The sequence below is a fragment of the Micromonospora pattaloongensis genome (genome assembly GCF_900107255.1).
Classification (GTDB): Bacteria; Actinomycetota; Actinomycetes; order Mycobacteriales; family Micromonosporaceae; genus Micromonospora_I; species Micromonospora_I pattaloongensis.
Genome location: NZ_FNPH01000004.1, coordinates 463,508 through 478,682, shown reverse-complemented (window position 1 = coordinate 478,682; position 15,175 = coordinate 463,508). Strand labels below are relative to the sequence as shown.

General features: G+C 71.8%; 9 protein-coding genes. 8 read left to right on the top strand and 1 reads right to left on the bottom strand.

What is annotated here, in order from left to right; all coding sequences use genetic code 11:
- Positions 1-22: 22 nt before the first annotated feature.
- The 8 genes from BLW47_RS14545 to BLW47_RS14515 all read left to right on the top strand — a co-directional run bounded on the left by BLW47_RS14545 (position 23) and on the right by BLW47_RS14515 (position 13,744).
- A complete protein-coding gene (locus tag BLW47_RS14545; RefSeq protein WP_091556564.1) occupies positions 23-6,403 on the top strand; it encodes a type I polyketide synthase in 6,381 nt (2,126 codons plus the stop codon).
- Positions 6,404-6,406: 3 nt separating this feature from the next.
- Complete coding sequence (locus tag BLW47_RS14540) at positions 6,407-7,858, top strand: beta-ketoacyl [acyl carrier protein] synthase domain-containing protein (RefSeq protein WP_091556562.1); 1,452 nt, start codon at positions 6,407-6,409, stop codon at positions 7,856-7,858.
- Positions 7,859-7,866: 8 nt separating this feature from the next.
- Positions 7,867-8,940 (top strand): AMP-binding protein, encoded by a 1,074-nt coding sequence (locus tag BLW47_RS14535; RefSeq protein WP_281247268.1) that lies wholly within the window; start codon positions 7,867-7,869, stop codon positions 8,938-8,940.
- Positions 8,912-9,439 (top strand): AMP-binding enzyme, encoded by a 528-nt coding sequence (locus BLW47_RS25810; protein ID WP_281247267.1) that lies wholly within the window; start codon positions 8,912-8,914, stop codon positions 9,437-9,439. Before BLW47_RS14535 ends, BLW47_RS25810 begins: the two co-directional genes overlap by 29 nt.
- Positions 9,440-9,450: 11 nt before the next feature.
- Positions 9,451-10,308, top strand: coding sequence for an alpha/beta fold hydrolase (locus tag BLW47_RS14530; protein ID WP_091556829.1), 858 nt, complete (start codon positions 9,451-9,453; stop codon positions 10,306-10,308).
- 700 nt (positions 10,309-11,008) lie between these two features.
- Entirely contained in the window at positions 11,009-11,398 is a 390-nt protein-coding gene (locus BLW47_RS14525; protein ID WP_091556561.1) for a hypothetical protein, read from the top strand.
- 69 nt (positions 11,399-11,467) lie between these two features.
- On the top strand, positions 11,468-12,844 hold the full coding sequence (locus tag BLW47_RS14520; protein ID WP_091556558.1) for an IS30 family transposase: 1,377 nt from the start codon (positions 11,468-11,470) through the stop codon (positions 12,842-12,844).
- Positions 12,845-13,177: 333 nt separating this feature from the next.
- Positions 13,178-13,744: an NUDIX hydrolase gene (locus BLW47_RS14515; protein ID WP_091556556.1), complete on the top strand. Its 567-nt coding sequence runs from the start codon at positions 13,178-13,180 to the stop codon at positions 13,742-13,744.
- Between the two features lie 3 nt (positions 13,745-13,747).
- On the opposite strand, the gene BLW47_RS14510 is transcribed toward BLW47_RS14515, so the two are convergent.
- Complete coding sequence (locus tag BLW47_RS14510; protein WP_091556554.1) at positions 13,748-15,157, bottom strand: helix-turn-helix domain-containing protein; 1,410 nt, start codon at positions 15,155-15,157, stop codon at positions 13,748-13,750.
- Positions 15,158-15,175: the final 18 nt, after the last annotated feature.

Genomic DNA, 15,175 nt, shown 5'->3' with positions numbered 1-15,175 from the left:
TGCCAGCCACCAGGGAGAACACATGCCGACGAGCGACCACGCCGATCCCGGTGCCCGGGACGAGCTCCTCAACGACCTGCTTCTGGAACGGTACGAACCCGTCGCGATCGTGGGGGTGGGGCTGCGGTTCCCCGGGGACAACGACTCGCCGGGCGGATTCGCCGAGTTCCTGCGCTCCGGCGGCTCCGGCACCGGCCCGATCCCGGCGGACCGCTGGGACGTGGCCGGGCTGGCCGCCACCGAGGCGGGGGAGAAGGGTGCGGTCGGGACCAGCGGCGGTGGGTTCCTGAGCGGCATCGACCAGTTCGACCCGCGCTTCTTCGCCATCTCGCCGAAGGAGGCCCAGTACATCGACCCGCAGCACCGTCTGGTGCTGGAGACGACCTGGGAGGCGCTGGAGCACGCCAACATCGATCCGGCCTCGCTGCGGCACGGCTCGGGCGGCGTCTACGTCGGGGTCAGCTGCGTGGACTACATCCTGGAGGTCGACGCGCTGGGCTACGAGGAGCTGGACGCCTACATCGGCACGGGCACCGCACACAGCGCCATCCCGGGCCGGGTCTCCTACTTCCTCGGGCTGCGGGGCCCCAGCATGGCCGTGGACACCGCCTGTTCGTCCTCCCTCGTCTCGCTGCACCTGGCGGTCGAGGGGCTGCGACGGCGGGAGTGCGAGATCGCGCTCTGCGGCGGCGTCAACGCGATCCACCACCCGCGCAACCACATCGTGTTCTCCCAGGCCAACATGCTGGCACCCGACGGCGAGTGCAAGACCTTCGACGCGGCCGCCGACGGGTACAGCCGCAGCGAGGGCTGCGGCATGCTGGTGCTCAAGCGGCTCTCCGACGCCAAGCGCGACGGCGACCGGATCCTCGCCCTGGTCCGCGGCTCGGCTGTCCGACAGGACGGCGAGAGCGGTGGCCTGACCGTGCCGAACGGCTCAGCGCAGGAGGCGGTGATGCGGGCCGCCCTGGACGCCGCGATGCTGGCGCCGGAGGAGATCCAGTACGTCGAGGCCCACGGCACCGGCACCCCGTTGGGCGACCCGATCGAGATGGGCGCGATCCGTGCCGTCTTCGCCGCCTCGCACAGCATGCGGGAGCCGATCCTGGTCGGCTCGCTTAAGACGAACGTCGGCCACATGGAGGCGGCGGCCGGCGTCGGCGGGATCGTCAAGACCGTCCTGCAACTGCGCGACGGGCAGATATACCCGCACCTCAACCTGGCCCACCCGTCCGAACACATCCCCTGGGCGAGCGCCCCGGTGGCGGTGCCCACCGAGGCCCGGGCATGGCCGGCGGGGACCAGGCGGGCGTTGGTCAACTCCTTTGGGTTCGCCGGCACCATCGCCAGCGTGGTCCTGGAGCAGGCGCCCGGCTGGGGCGAGGTGTCCCCGGCCCCGCCCTCCGGGGACGCGGAACCGCATCTGTTCACCCTCTCCGCGATCACTCCCCGGAGCCTGCGGCTCCAGGCGGCGCGTTACCGCGAATTCCTCGACGCCCGGCCCGAGTTGTCGCTGGCGGACCTCTGCCGCACCGCCCACCTGGGCCGCGCCCACCTCGGCACCCGGCTCGCCAGCGTGGTCCACAACCGGGACGAGCTGACCGAGCTGCTGGCCGCCGAGCCCCGCCCGGCCGGCCCGGCCGCCGCGCGGGTCGCCTTCGCCTTCACCGGGCAGGGCGCCCAGCGTCCGGGGATGGGCGCTCCGCTCTACGACCGGTATCCGGTCTTCCGCCGCCACGTCGACGAGTGCGATCGGCTCTTCGCCGGTCACCTGGGCCGCTCCGTCCGGGACCTCATGCTGGGCCGCACCGACGATCCCGACGAGATCCACCAGACCCGCTTCACCCAGCCGGCCCTGTTCACGCTGGAATACTCGCTCGCCCAGCTCTGGCTGAGCTGGGGAGTACGACCGGACGTCCTGATCGGGCACAGCATCGGAGAGGTGACGGCGGCGGCGCTCGGCGGGGTGCTGACCCTGCCGGACGCCGTGCGGCTGGTCGCGGCGCGGGCCGAGTTGATGCAGGCGGTGTCCGCGCCGGGCGGGATGGTCGCGGTGGCCGCGCCGATGGAGCAGGTGGCGGATCTGGTCTGCTCCCACGACGACCTGGCGTTCGCCGCGATCAACGCGCCCAACCGCTGCGTCGTCTCGGGAGGACGGGAGTCGCTGGCCGCCGTCGTCGAGGCAATCGAAGCGCGCGGCATCGGCACTCGCCGGCTGCCCGTCTCGCACGCCTTCCACTCGCCCCTGATGGCGGAGATCTACCCGCGCTTCCGGGCCGCCCTGGACGGCATCGAGTGGGCCGAGCCGCAGGTGCCCGTCGTCTCCAACGTGACCGGCCGGCTGGCCGATCCGGGCCAGATGAGCGACGCCGACTACTGGGTCCGGCACGTCGGCGAGCCGGTGCGCTTCGCTGACGGCGTGGCCGCCATCGGCGAGCGGGGGTCGCACACCTTCATCGAGATCGGCCCGGGGTCGACGCTGCTGACCCTCGGGCGCGAGTCGCTGGGCGCCGGCGAACACCGCTGGCTGCCCAGCCTCCACCCCGGAGACGAGCACGGCGACGTGCTGCTCCGCGCGCTCGCCGCCCACTACCAGGCGGGGGCGTCGATCGACTGGGCGGGTTTCCACGAGGGCGAGTCGGGACGGCCGGTCGATCTGCCGACGTACGCCTTCGACCGGAAACGGTACTGGCTGCCGCTCGACGGGCGCCGGCACGCGCGGGGCGGCGCGGCCGACGCCGCGGCCGTCACCCATCCTCTGCTGGGGCCCGAGGTCACCACCACCGAGCAGCGGGCCCGCGGGGAGCGCGAGTTCCGCACGACGCTCTCCCCGGACCGGCCGCGATACCTGGCCGACCACGTCGTGCTGGGTCAGGTGGTCTTCCCGGCCGCCGGATACGTCGAGGTGCTGCTCGCGCTCCAGGACGAGGTCTGGGGGGAGACCGGCCGGCTGATCCGCGACCTGGACATCCACGAGCCGCTGCTGCTCCCCGCCGACCAGGAGGTCGAGCTGCGGGCACGGCTGCGTCCGGAGGACGGCGGCGCCGCCGTGGAGGTGGTCAGCCGGGCGCCGGAGACCGGTGTCGAGCGGCGGCACGTGACCGCGTTCATCGCCGCCGACGCCCCGGCCGAGCCGCTGACCGTGCTGACGCGCCGGCTCACCGCCGACGCGGCGGCGCCGGCGACGGTGGTCACCGAGGGGGCGGAAATCTACGCCGACTACGCCGACCTGGGGCTCGAGTACGGGCCGGAGTTCCGCCGGATCGAGCGGATCGAACGGCATGGGGACGTCGCCGTGTCCGTGCTGCGTGGTCACCGCACCGCCGCCGTGGAGATGCTGGCCCCGTTCGTGCTGGACTGCGTGATCCAGACACTGGCGGCGGTCGCCGAGACCGAACACACCTACCTGCCGGTGCGCTTCGGCGCCTTCCGGTTCCTCCGCAAGCCCAAGGGCGAGCGGCTGCGCGGCCTGGTCCGGATCACCGGCGCGGACCCGGAGCGCGACGAGATCAGCGCGGAGCTGCTGCTGCTCGACGAGGGGCGGCCGGTGTTCCAGGTGAGCGGGCTGGCCTTCCGTCGGGTGGTCAACACGGCCGGTGCGGGGCGCCGGCTGTTCCACGAGCCGTCCTGGACGAAGCGGTCCCTGGTGCGGCAGCAGTCCCGGGTCCCCGAGCGGGTGGTGGCGGTGCACCCGGCCGCGGCGGAGGTGGCCCACCTGACCGAGCGGGTTGAGCGGGCCGGCATCGAGCTGGTCGTGGCCGAAAGCGCGGCAGAGGCCGGCAGGCTGCTGGCCGACCGGCCGGGCGACGTCTGCTGGTTCTGGCAGGCGGGCGACGGCCCGGTCGACGCCGGATCGTTGCGGGAGGAGTGCGAGCGCAACTACCGCGACCTGCTGGACCTGGCGCGCCGGCTGGACGGTGTCCCGTTCGGCGACGACCGGCGACTCTGGCTGGTCACCACCGGCGCGCAACGGCTGCCCGGCGACCGCCCGGCGGATTCCCGGCTCGCGCCGGCCACGCTCTGGGGTTTCGGCCATTCGTGGTGGAGCGAACACCCGACGTACCGCGTGACGCTCGTCGACCTGCCCGCCGGCCGTCCGGACGAGGCCGCCGAGTCGCTGGTCACCGAGTGGTGCGGCGCCGAGGCGGACGAGTTCCAGGTCGCCTACCGGGACGGGGCGCGGCACGTGCGGCGGATCCGAGCCGTGCAGCCGGGCGTCGCGACCGACGACGTCGAGCTGGTGATCCAGCGGCCCGGCGAGTTCGACGGCGTGCGACCGGTCCCGGTGCGGGCGGTCGCCCCGATCGACGACCAGGTGCAGGTCCGGGTGCACGCCGCCGGGCTCAACTTCAAGGACGTGTTGAACGCCCTCGGTCTGCTGCGCCAGCACGCCGAGGACACCGGCACCCCCTACCAGGAGCTGCCCCTGGGGTTCGAGGCGGCCGGCACCGTGGTCGCCAGCGGACCGCGGGCCGACTTCGCGCCCGGCGACGAGGTGATGGTCAGCGCGCTGGGATGCATGAAGCGCCTGGTCACCGTCCCGTCGACGGCCGTCGTGCGCAAGCCGGCGGGGATCGGCTTCGCCGAGGCGGCGGCGTTGCCCACCGCGTACGTGACCGCGTACCACGCGCTGCACGAGCTGGCCGGCATCCGGGCCGGCGACCGGGTGCTGATCCACGCCGCCGCCGGTGGCGTGGGTCAGGCGGCGGTGCGCCTCGCCCAGCTCGCCGGGGCCGAGGTCTACGCCACCGGGAGCCCGCGCAAGCAGGAGTTGCTGCGGCGGCAGGGGGTGGCCCACGTGTTCAACTCCCGCACCCTCGACTTCGCCGACGAGATCCTGCGGGTCACCGACGGCGCCGGCGTGGACATCGTGCTGAACAGCCTCAACAAGGACTTCATCCCGGCCGGCCTGCGCGCGCTGGGCCACGGCGGGCGGTTCGTGGAGCTGGGCAAGATCGGGATCTGGTCCACCGCTGCGGTACGCGACGCCCGGCCGGACGTGGCATACCACTTTTTCGACCTCAGCGAGTTGCCGGCGGACGAGCTGGCGGCGACCAACCAACGGATCCTCGGCCGGGTGGCCGATCTGATCGAGCAGGGCGCGCTCACGCCGATCCCGACCACCGAGTACGCGCTGAGCGAGACCGCGGAGGCGTTCGGTGTGCTCAGCCGAGGCGGCAACGTCGGCAAGCTGGTGCTGCGGTTCGGCGACGAGCGACCGCGACCGCGGCCGGTCGAGCTGCGGCCGGACCGGACCTACCTCGTCACCGGCGGGTTGGGCGCGCTCGGCTTGCTGGCCGGCGAGCGGCTGGTGGCGGGCGGGGCGCGCCACCTGGCGCTGCTGAGCCGGCGGGCGGTCGACGACGAGCGGCGGGCCGAGCTGGCCGCCCGGTTCGGGCCGGACGTCCGGCTGGAGGTCCTCCGCGGCGACGTCGCGGACCCCGTCGACATGGCGCGGGTCACCGCCGCGCTGCGCGCGGCGCCGCACCCGCTCGGCGGCGTCGTGCACGCCGCCGGCGTGCTGGCCGACACCCCGATCGCCACCATGGACTGGGCGCAGGTCGAGGCCGTGCTCCGGCCCAAGGTGTACGGCGGTTGGCTGCTGCACCGGTTGGCCGAGGACCTGGGCGGCGTGGACCTCTTCGTCACCTACTCCTCGGTGTCGGCGCCGCTCGGCCCGGTGGCCCAGGGGAACTACGCCGCCGCCAACTCCTTTCTGGACGGGCTGGCGCACTGGCGCGCCGGGCAGGGCCTGCCGGCGCTGAGCATCGACTGGGGCCCCTGGGCCGCGGTCGGCATGGCCGCCGGCATGGACGACCGGAGTCGCCGGCGGATCGAGCAGCAGGGCCTGCGCTTCCTCAGCCCGGTCGACGGTGGGCGCGCCCTGACCCGGCTGCTCGCCGACCCCCGACCGCAGGTCATGGTCGGTGAGTTCGACTGGGACCGGTACGTGGCCAGCCGGCCCGCCGGCAACGCGCTCTACCGCGAGGTGGCCCGCGAGGCCGCGCGGCGCGCGGTGCGGGTGGATCTGGACGAGCTGCGCGCCCAGCCGGCAGCGGTCCGGCTGGCGAGCGTCGGCGAGCTGCTCCGGGCCAAGCTGGCCGCGGTGCTGCACTTCGACGGCGCGGACGACGTGCCGGCCGGTGCCAAGTTCGCCGAGCTGGGCCTGGACTCGCTGATGGCGGTCGAGCTGAAGAACGCGCTCGAGTCGGTCTTCGGCGTCCCGCTGCCCACCTCGATGGTCTTCGACCACCCCACGGTCGACGCGGCCGCCCGATTCATCGACCAGCAGCTCGCGCCGCCGGAGCGGGCCGGCGCTGCAACGCCGGAGCGGGAGGTCGACGTGGCGCAGCTCAGCGACGCCGAGGCGATCGCCGAGCTCGACGCGCTGCGGGGGAGCTGACCGGTGCGGGACTACATCGACTCGCTGGGCGAGCTGTCCAAGCACCAGTTGATTCTCGCGCTGGCGCGGCAGCGCCTCGCGGAGACCGAACCGGCGGCCGTGGTGGGCATGGCCTGCCGGTTCCCGGGCGGCATCTCCGACCCGGCTGCGTTCTGGGCCACCCTCGTGTCCGGCCGGGTGGTGCTGGACGAGTCCCGCGGCATCCCGCGGATGAGCACCGGCGCGCCGCGCTGGAACGTGGCGGCGCCGGATCTGGCGCCGTACGCGGACCTGCTGGCCCGTGGCTCCTACCTGACCGACGTCGACCTGTTCGACCCGGAGCCGTTCGGCATCGGCGAGGACGAGGCGCTCTACATGGACCCGCAGCAGCGGCTGTTGCTGACCACGGCGGCGGCCGCGCTCGCCGACGCCGGGCTCGACGCGCCGACCGAGCGGTCCGTCGGGGTCTTCGTCGGGGTCAGCACGGTGGAGTACAACCTGGCCGGGCTGCGTAACGGGGCAGACCCGTCGCCGTGGATGGGCACCGGCGGCGCGCTGAGCGCCACTGCCGCGCGGGTCGCGTCGGCGTTGCGCCTCAACGGGCCGGCGCTGACCGTGGACACCGCGTGCTCGTCGGCGCTGACCGCCCTGCACCTGGCGGTCGGCGCGCTGCGTCGTCGGGAGTGCGACGTGGCCGTGGTGGGCGCGTGCCACCTGCTGCTCTCGCCGTACACCAGTGTGGTCTTCGACCGGGCCGGGATGCTCTCGCCGACCGGTCGCAGCCTGCCCTTCGACGGGCGCGCGGACGGCCACGTCCGAGGCGAGGGGTGCGGGGTGCTCGTGCTGCGGCGGGAGCGGGAGGCCCGGGCCGACGGCGTCCGGCCGTACGCGTCGGTGTGCGGCGGCTCCGTGCACCAGCACGGCGACCGGCCAGGCCTGGCGGCGGTCTCGGCGGCTGGTCAGCGCCGGACGATCCGGCAGGCGTTGCACGCCGCCGACCTGCCGCCGCACGACGTGCACTACGTCGAGGCGCAGGCGAACGGCAGCCGGATCGGCGCCGTGGTGGAGCTGGAGACGCTGGCGGCGGCGTACGACCGTGGCCCGGACGCCCCGCCGCTGTACGTCGGATCCGCCAAGGCGAACCTGGGTTACCTGGAGACCGCCTCCGGGGCGGCCGCGCTGATCAAGACGGTGCTCGCGCTGCATCACGGTGTCATCCCGCCCCAGCCCGGCCCGCCGGCGCTCGACCCCGCGGTCCCCTGGGACCGGATCGGGATCGAGGTGCCGACCCGACCGCTCAGCTGGCCCACGGCCGAACGACGGCGGGCCGGCGTCAGCGCGTTCGGGTTCACCGGCACCAACGCCCACGTGCTGCTGGAGGCCACGGACGAGCCGGCTGTGCCGGCCGCGTCACCGGCCGACGTCGCACCGGTCACCGGCCGCAGCTACTGGCCGGCCGTCAACGCCTGGTCCTGAGGAGAGACGTGCACCACTCGCAGCTGCGCACCGTCGCCGCCATCCCCGCCTTCCACGCGTCCCGCCGACCCACCGCCACCGCCCTGGTCTGCCAGGGACGCGCCCTCGACTACGCCGCGCTGCACCGGGAGAGCAACCGGGCCGGTCACGCGCTGCGGGCGGCGGGCCTGCGCCCGGGGGCGCGGGTGGCCTACCTGGGCCGGGAGTCGGAGCACTATTACGAGATCCTCTTCGGCTGCGCGAAGAGCGGGACGGTCCTGGTGCCGGTCAACTGGCGGCTGACCGCGGCCGAGGTGCGGCACATCCTGGCCGACTCCGGCACCGAGCTGCTCTTCGTGGAACGGGAGTTCCACGACTCGGTCGCGCGGATCCGCGACGAGCTGCCGGACCTGCGCCACCTGGTGGTGACCGACCGCGACGGCGAGCCCGGCGCCGGCTACCGGGCGTGGGCGGCGACCGGCTCCGACGACGAGTTGGACGCCGGGACCGGTCCGGACGATCCGATCGCGCAGATCTACACCAGCGGCACCACCGGGCTGCCCAAGGGCGTGGTGCTCGCCCAGCGCAGCTTCTTCGCGGTCCGTGACCTGCTGGCCGCGCATGGGCTGGACTGGATCGACTGGCGGGCCGGTGACGTCAGCCTGGTGGCGGTGCCCGGCTTCCACATCGGCGGGCTGTGGTGGGCCCTGCAGGGCCTGTCGGCCGGCGTCACGAACGTGGTGATGCGGATGTTCGCCGATGGGGACGCGGTCGACCTGATTCGCGAGCACAGGGTGACGACCACCTGCATGGTGCCGGCCATGCTGCAGATGGTGCTGGCCGAGCCCCGGGTCGGCCCGGCCGACTTCGCCAGCCTCCGCAAGGTGGTCTACGGCGGCTCGCCCATCTCCGAGTCGCTGCTCGGCTCCTGCCTGGCCACCATGCGGTGCGAGTTTGCCCAGATCTACGGGCTGACCGAGACCGGGAAACACCGCGGTCTGCCTGCCGCCGGCCGAGCACGTCGCGGGCGCGTCCCGCCTACAGGCGGCCGGTCGGCCGTACCCGGGGGTCGAGGTGCGGATCGTCGACCACGCCGGCGGTGACCTGCCCGGCGGGCAGATCGGTGAGGTGTGGATCCGGACGCCCGCCCGGATGCTGGAGTACTGGCGGCTGCCGGAGGCGACCGCGGCGACGCTCGTGGACGGCTGGATCCGGACCGGCGATGCCGGGTTCCTGGACGACGAGGGGTTCCTGTTCATCCGGGACCGGCTGAAGGACACGGTCATTGTGGCGGGGGAGAACGTCTATCCTGTCGAGATCGAGAACGCTCTCTGCCTGCATCCGGCAGTCGTCGAGGCTGCCGTGGTGGGTCGTCCCCACGACCGCTGGGGGGAGACGATCCACGCCTTCGTCGCGCTCGCCCCCGGCACCCGGCCGACCCCGCGGGAACTCACCCTCTTCCTGCGGCAACGGCTGGCCGATTTCAAGCTTCCCACCGGTTACGACTTCGTGGACCGGCTGCCGCGCAACCCCAGCGGCAAGGTGCTGCGTCGGGTGCTGCGGGACCGCTTCTGGGCAGGCCGTGACCGGCAGGTCAACTAGTCGGAGGAATGATGAGCTCATTGGTCACCGCGATCAGCACCGGCCTCAACACCACGTCCCTGGCGTCGGCCCGACTGGCCGGCGGTCTCGCCTTCTGGCTGTTCCGGCACCCGCTGCGGCGGGCCGCCGTGTCGGCCCGGGAGCAGGAGGTGCACGCCCGCGCCGAGCGGGGCACGCTGGTGGTGGACGGGCGGCCGGTGGTGACCTACCGGTGGGGCGACGGTGAGCGACCGGTCCTGCTGCTGCACGGCTGGGAGTCACGCGCGTCGCACTTCGCCGCGCTGGCCGCGGGGCTGGTCGAACGCGGCTGTTCTCCGGTGTCTTTCGACGCCTCTGGGCACGGTGACTCGGCGGGGCGTCGTGGCAGCACCATTCTGGAGTACCGGGCGATCATCGAGCGGCTCAGCGCCGAGCACGGCCCGTTCGTGGCGATCGTCGCGCACTCGTTCGGCGTGCCCTGCGCCTTCTACGCCGTCCGTACCGGGGCGGCGCGGACCGAGCGCATCGTCTCGCTGGCCGGGATCAGCGAGTTCGCCCACCTCACCGACGCCTTCTGCGCGCAACTGCGGTTGCGCCCGGCCATCCGGGACGACTTGCGCCGGCGCACCGAGCGATACTTCGCCGCCGAGGAGCACATCTGGCAGCGCTTCTCCGCCTGCCACGAGCCGGCGCAGGTCGGCGTGCCGGTCCTGGTGGTGCACGACCCGGCCGATCCGGAGGTGCCGATCGCGCAGGCGCACCGCATGCGCGACGCGTACGGGGCGACGTTCGTCAACGCCGACGGGGCGGGCCACCGGCGCATCCTGAAGGATCCCGCCGTGGTCGCCGCGGTGCTCGACTTCGTCGCCCCGGCGCCGGCCCGGTCGTGACGCGCCGCGCCCTGAGGCGGGACCGCGTGGTCGGGCAGCGCGGTGGCGTGACGACGAGCGACGCCTCGACGGTCGCCGTGGTCACCGTGTAGAGGACCGGTGGCCGCATGGACCACCTCGGCGGCGAACAGTAACGCTTCGGCGTACCTTTTCGGCCCGGACGACACATCCACCCGCGTCACCTCTCCTTGCGGTGACACGCGGTCAGGGATGGTTGGCGCCCTCCCGACCACCTCCGTCAGAGCAGAGCCGGGCAGGCCCTACCCACTCCACAGTGTGCGGACGAGGGGCGACGGGATGGCCAGAGGCGCAGCGGGGGAGGTCGGCACAAGCCGATGAGCCGGGCGTTGAACGAGCCCCCGGAGTCTGCGATAGAAGCCGGGCGGACCTTCCCAATGTTGGTGTAAACGCAGGTCAGCAAGCGCGTACTGTACGGCTCCGTAAGTGGTTCCGCAGGGGCATCCCGCCAGTCGTCGACCCGGGACATGCCGAGCAGACCACGGCCCGGCCCGCGAGCGTCCGAACACGTCAAGGTTCGCTTGACGTGTTCGGACCAGGCGGCGGCCCGCTTCCCACGCGGGCGGGCCGGCGGCAGACGGCATGGCCGGGAAGGAAGGGTGCTTAACGGGGTGCTGCTGCGCCAACGAGGCGGGGCTTATTCTGGCCTGCCTCGTGCCATTGGGATCACCGAAGGGTAGATATGGAAAACCTGCTCGTGTGTGTAGTGGTGCTCGCCGCTTTCTTGGCGGTCATGGTGCTGATGGGGCTGCGGAAGGGTAAGCAGTTGCGCGCGATGCTGAAGAACTCTCCTCAGCTTCCTCCTGACCAGCTACGTGCCCTGGGTTTGTCGGTATTGGGCAAGCTTGTCGAGGAAGGTCCCGACAAGGATGGTTACGTCGCAGTACTGCCCGTGCTTAATTCTCTGAAGATCCGTCCCATGTCCCGGGAGCACGTTGACGTCACGACATTCCTCGTTGAGCAAGGCTTCGTTGTAGAGAAGTCGGGTGAGCCAGTGCTGGCCAAGGCGATGGTCACGGATGCCGGCCGCGCTGCACTTGAAGCAGGACGTCCTCTTGCGACTGAGCCATAATGGGCGGATTCAACTGGTCGTCGCAACACCCTGATCGTGGGGGTGCTGATGGGCAGACCAGCGGGGTGGATGAAGGAGTTGACGGGCAGGTCGCCGATGAAGTCGCCGGGGGCACCGTCGCTTCGCCGGGACGTGGAGCGCTTGTTCTGGCGCGAGATCGCCAAGGGGCTCACGAGCGAGGAGGCGGCGTTGGCTGTCGGCGCGTCGCAGGCGGCTGGCAGCCGTTGGTTCCGGGACCGTGGCGGGATGCCCTCGTTCATGCTCACCCCTGTCACGGGCCGGTATCTGTCGTTTCCGGAGCGGGAAGAGATCGCCGTGCTGAAGGCCCAAGGCGCCGGGGTGAGGGAGATTGCCCGCCGGCTGGGCCGTGACCCCTCGACCGTCTCTCGGGAGTTGCGCCGCAACGCGGCGACCCGAGGAGGGAAACTGGACTATCGGGCGTCGGTGGCGCAGTGGAAAGCAGAGCTACTTGCGCGGCGCCCCAAGACGGCGAAGCTCGTCGTGAACGAGCGGTTGCGCGAGTACGTGCAGGAGCGGCTCTCAGGCCAGGTTCGCCGCCCCGACGGGACACCGGTGTCGGGGCCGGTGGCCGCACCGTGGAAGGGGCGTAACAAGCCGCGGCGCCAGGACCGGCGATGGGCAACGGCGTGGAGTCCGGAGCAGATCTCTCACCGGCTGACGGTCGATTTCCCCGATGATGAGTCCATGCGCATCTCGCACGAGGCGATCTACCAGGCGCTCTACGTTCAGAGCCGCGGCGCGCTCAAGCGCGAGCTGGTCGCCTGCTTGCGCACCGGCCGTGCGCTGCGTGTTCCCCGCTCTCGCACCCGCCAGCGCGCAACCGGCCACGTGACGCCGGAGGTGATGATCAGCGAACGGCCCGTGGAGATCGAAGACCGTGCAGTGCCCGGACACTGGGAGGGCGACCTGATCATCGGAACCGACCGGTCTGCGATCGGCACCCTCGTGGAACGCACCACCAGGTTCACGATGCTGCTGCATCTGCCGCGGATGCAGGGCTACGGCTTCGAGCCGCGCGTGAAAAACGGCCCCGCACTGACCGGCTACGGCGCCGAGGCCATGCGGGAAGCCCTCACCGCTCGCATGGCCACGATGCCCGACGAACTGCGGCGTTCGTTGACCTGGGATCGCGGCAAGGAACTCGCCCAGCACACTCAGCTGAGAATCGACACCGGCATCGCGGTCTACTTCGCCGACCCCCACAGCCCCTGGCAGCGCGGTACGAACGAGAACACGAACGGGCTGCTGCGCCAGTACTTCCCCAAGGGCACTGACCTGTCCCGATGGAGCGCCGAGGACATTGAGGCGGTCGCGGCCACGCTCAACGCTCGGCCCCGCAAGACACTCGGGTGGAAGACACCCGCCGAGGCGTTCAACGAACAGCTAACCTCGCTCCAACATGCCGGTGTTGCATCCACCGGTTGAATCCGGTATGAGTGGCTCGGTCGGAGTGCCCGACGCGGCATGCATCAGCGGCCTGTAAGGGCACCTCGATGCCCAGGACCTGAACGAGCCATGCTCCCTGCCAGGGAGCATGGCTTAATCGGTGTAGATCAAACCGACTCGCGGTTCTCCGGGAGGACAACCTTACGAGCGGGTTGAGTCTTGGCCGCCACTGCCTGAACGTCGGGCTGGGCGCTGCTCCCCGCGCGACGCGGGGGCTATCAGGTGTTTGTCACCCCGGTCCAGTGAGGTTCATTTTCGACTCAGTCCCTGGTCGAGTGCGGAGTGACGACCTGCGCGCCGGATACTGGCACGATGACGGATGAGCGGATCACGGGGACGACCCGGTGGACGATCCATGGTGAGCGCATCGTGGACGACACCCGTCGAGCCAGCTTGAGCATCGCGGACGTGGAGTTGCCGGACGGCGTGCGATTCGAGCAGTACGTGATCCGAGCGCCGCGTTCGGCGATGGTTGCGGTTGTCGACGAGCAGACGCGGTTGTTGCTGATGCGCCGGCACCGGTTCGTGTTCGACCGCTGGGTCTGGGAGCTGCCCGGCGGCTACGTCGATGACGCCGAGGATCCGGCCGCGTGTGCCGTGCGGGAGGTCGAGGAGGAGACCGGGTGGCGGCCGCGATCGGTTGAGCCTCTGTTGGCGTTCCAGCCGTGGGTGGGCACCGCGGATGCGGAGAACCTGCTGTTTCTGACCAGGGACGCGGAGCACGTCGGTGACGCCGTCGACGTGAACGAGGCCGAGGAGATCGCCTGGGTTCCGATGGACGAGGCGCGGGAGTTGATCTCACGCGGTGAAATCGTTAGTGCGGGGACGGTCATTGCGGTGCTGGAGTTGGTGGCCCGCCGCCAACGCGGGGAGTTGTAGCGGCTACCGCCGTGGTCCGAGCGCGGCGTCGACCCGGGCGGTGAACTGGCGTACCGTCGGGTGGCGGCGGTGCGGCGCGAGCTGGCTTTGCAGGTTGCGGACGTAGCGGACCGCACGCGCCGAGCGGAGTTGGCGGGTGACGGCCAGGGCCTCGGTGCCGATGGCGCAGGCGCGGTCAAGTTCGCGTTGTCGGGCGTAGGCCGTGGCGAGTAGTGCGAGGTTGAAGGCCCGGCCGCGTACGTAGCGGTTGTCCATCTGGAGTGAGCGTGCCGCGAATCGTTCGGCCTGTTTGGCCTGCCCGAGCGCGAGGAAGCAGTGGCCGAACTTGGCCGACAGGTATGCCTCGTCGAAGTAGCTGATCCATTGGGGATCCCCGTGCCGGTCGGCCCGGTCGAGGGTCTTTTCGGCCTGGTCCAGCGCGAGCGTGCAGGCGTGCGGGTCGTTGGCGCGGGCGTGCGCGTGGGCTTCGAGCACGTGCGCTTCGGCGATGAGGACCGGTACGCCGGCCCGGCGGGCGGTGTGGGCGGCGGCGCGGGCCAGGTCGATGCCGGTCGCGGCGTCGCCGAGGTACGTGGCCTGGTGACTCATCGCGGCAAGGATCTCCGCGCCCAGGCCGTCATCGCCAGCGGCGCGCGCGAGGTCGAGGGAGAGCACCAGGTATCGCTGAGCGATCCCATGTCGGGCACTGTCGTACGCCTGCCATCCCGCGAGCTGCGTCAGCTCGGCGCTGGCGCTGAACAATTGCTGTCCGGTGGCCCGGTCGTATCTGCCGTCGCGTAGCAGCGGCGACACCTCCTGGTCGAGGTAGCGGGTGACTGTGTCTCGGGCGTGGCCGCCGCCGTACTGGTTGTCCAGCCGCCGGTAGGTCGCGGTCATCTCGCGGATGGTGTCGATGTCGGATTGGCCGACGATGCGCTGGCCGTTCTGAACGACGGGAGCTGGGTCGGGGGCGGTGAACCAGTGCAGTGCCGGAAGCATGTAGCCGGCGGAGCTGAACGCCGCCTGGTGCAGTACGTCTCGACGGTTCACGTCACCTCGCCACAGTTCGCAGGCGCTGGTCACGACGTCGCGCCAGGATGGGATGCCGGGATTGGTTGGCCGGACCGACGCCGGAGGTGAGCGGTACGGGGCCTGCTGTGCCGCGAGCCCCATCGCGGTGCGTGCGTCGTCGGGCATGTCGCATCCGTCGGCGATGCGCTCCAGCACGTCTATTGACGTGACCTTGCGTCCGGCGATGATCCGGCTGACGTACCCCTGCTCCAGGCCGACCGCGGCGCCGAGCCGGCTCTGACTGGTGCCGGTGAGCTGGAGGATCAACCGGAACAGCGCCGCGGTGTCGCGCTTGCGCAGGGCCGCACGCACGTCGTCACGCAACCACAGATCCGGCGGGACGCGCAGAGGTTCCACTGGCATCGCCGATCCCTCCTGCTT

Excerpts from the sequence above, each read along its gene's own strand:
- BLW47_RS14545 (WP_091556564.1), top strand. The coding sequence starts at position 23 with ATGCCGACGAGCGACCACGCCGATCCCGGTGCCCGGGACGAGCTCCTC.
- BLW47_RS14530 (WP_091556829.1), top strand. The coding sequence starts at position 9,451 with ATGAGCTCATTGGTCACCGCGATCAGCACCGGCCTCAACACCACGTCC.
- BLW47_RS14525 (WP_091556561.1), top strand. The coding sequence starts at position 11,009 with ATGGAAAACCTGCTCGTGTGTGTAGTGGTGCTCGCCGCTTTCTTGGCG.
- BLW47_RS14520 (WP_091556558.1), top strand. The coding sequence starts at position 11,468 with ATGAAGGAGTTGACGGGCAGGTCGCCGATGAAGTCGCCGGGGGCACCG.
- BLW47_RS14515 (WP_091556556.1), top strand. The coding sequence starts at position 13,178 with ATGACGGATGAGCGGATCACGGGGACGACCCGGTGGACGATCCATGGT.
- BLW47_RS14510 (WP_091556554.1), bottom strand. The coding sequence starts at position 15,157 with ATGCCAGTGGAACCTCTGCGCGTCCCGCCGGATCTGTGGTTGCGTGAC.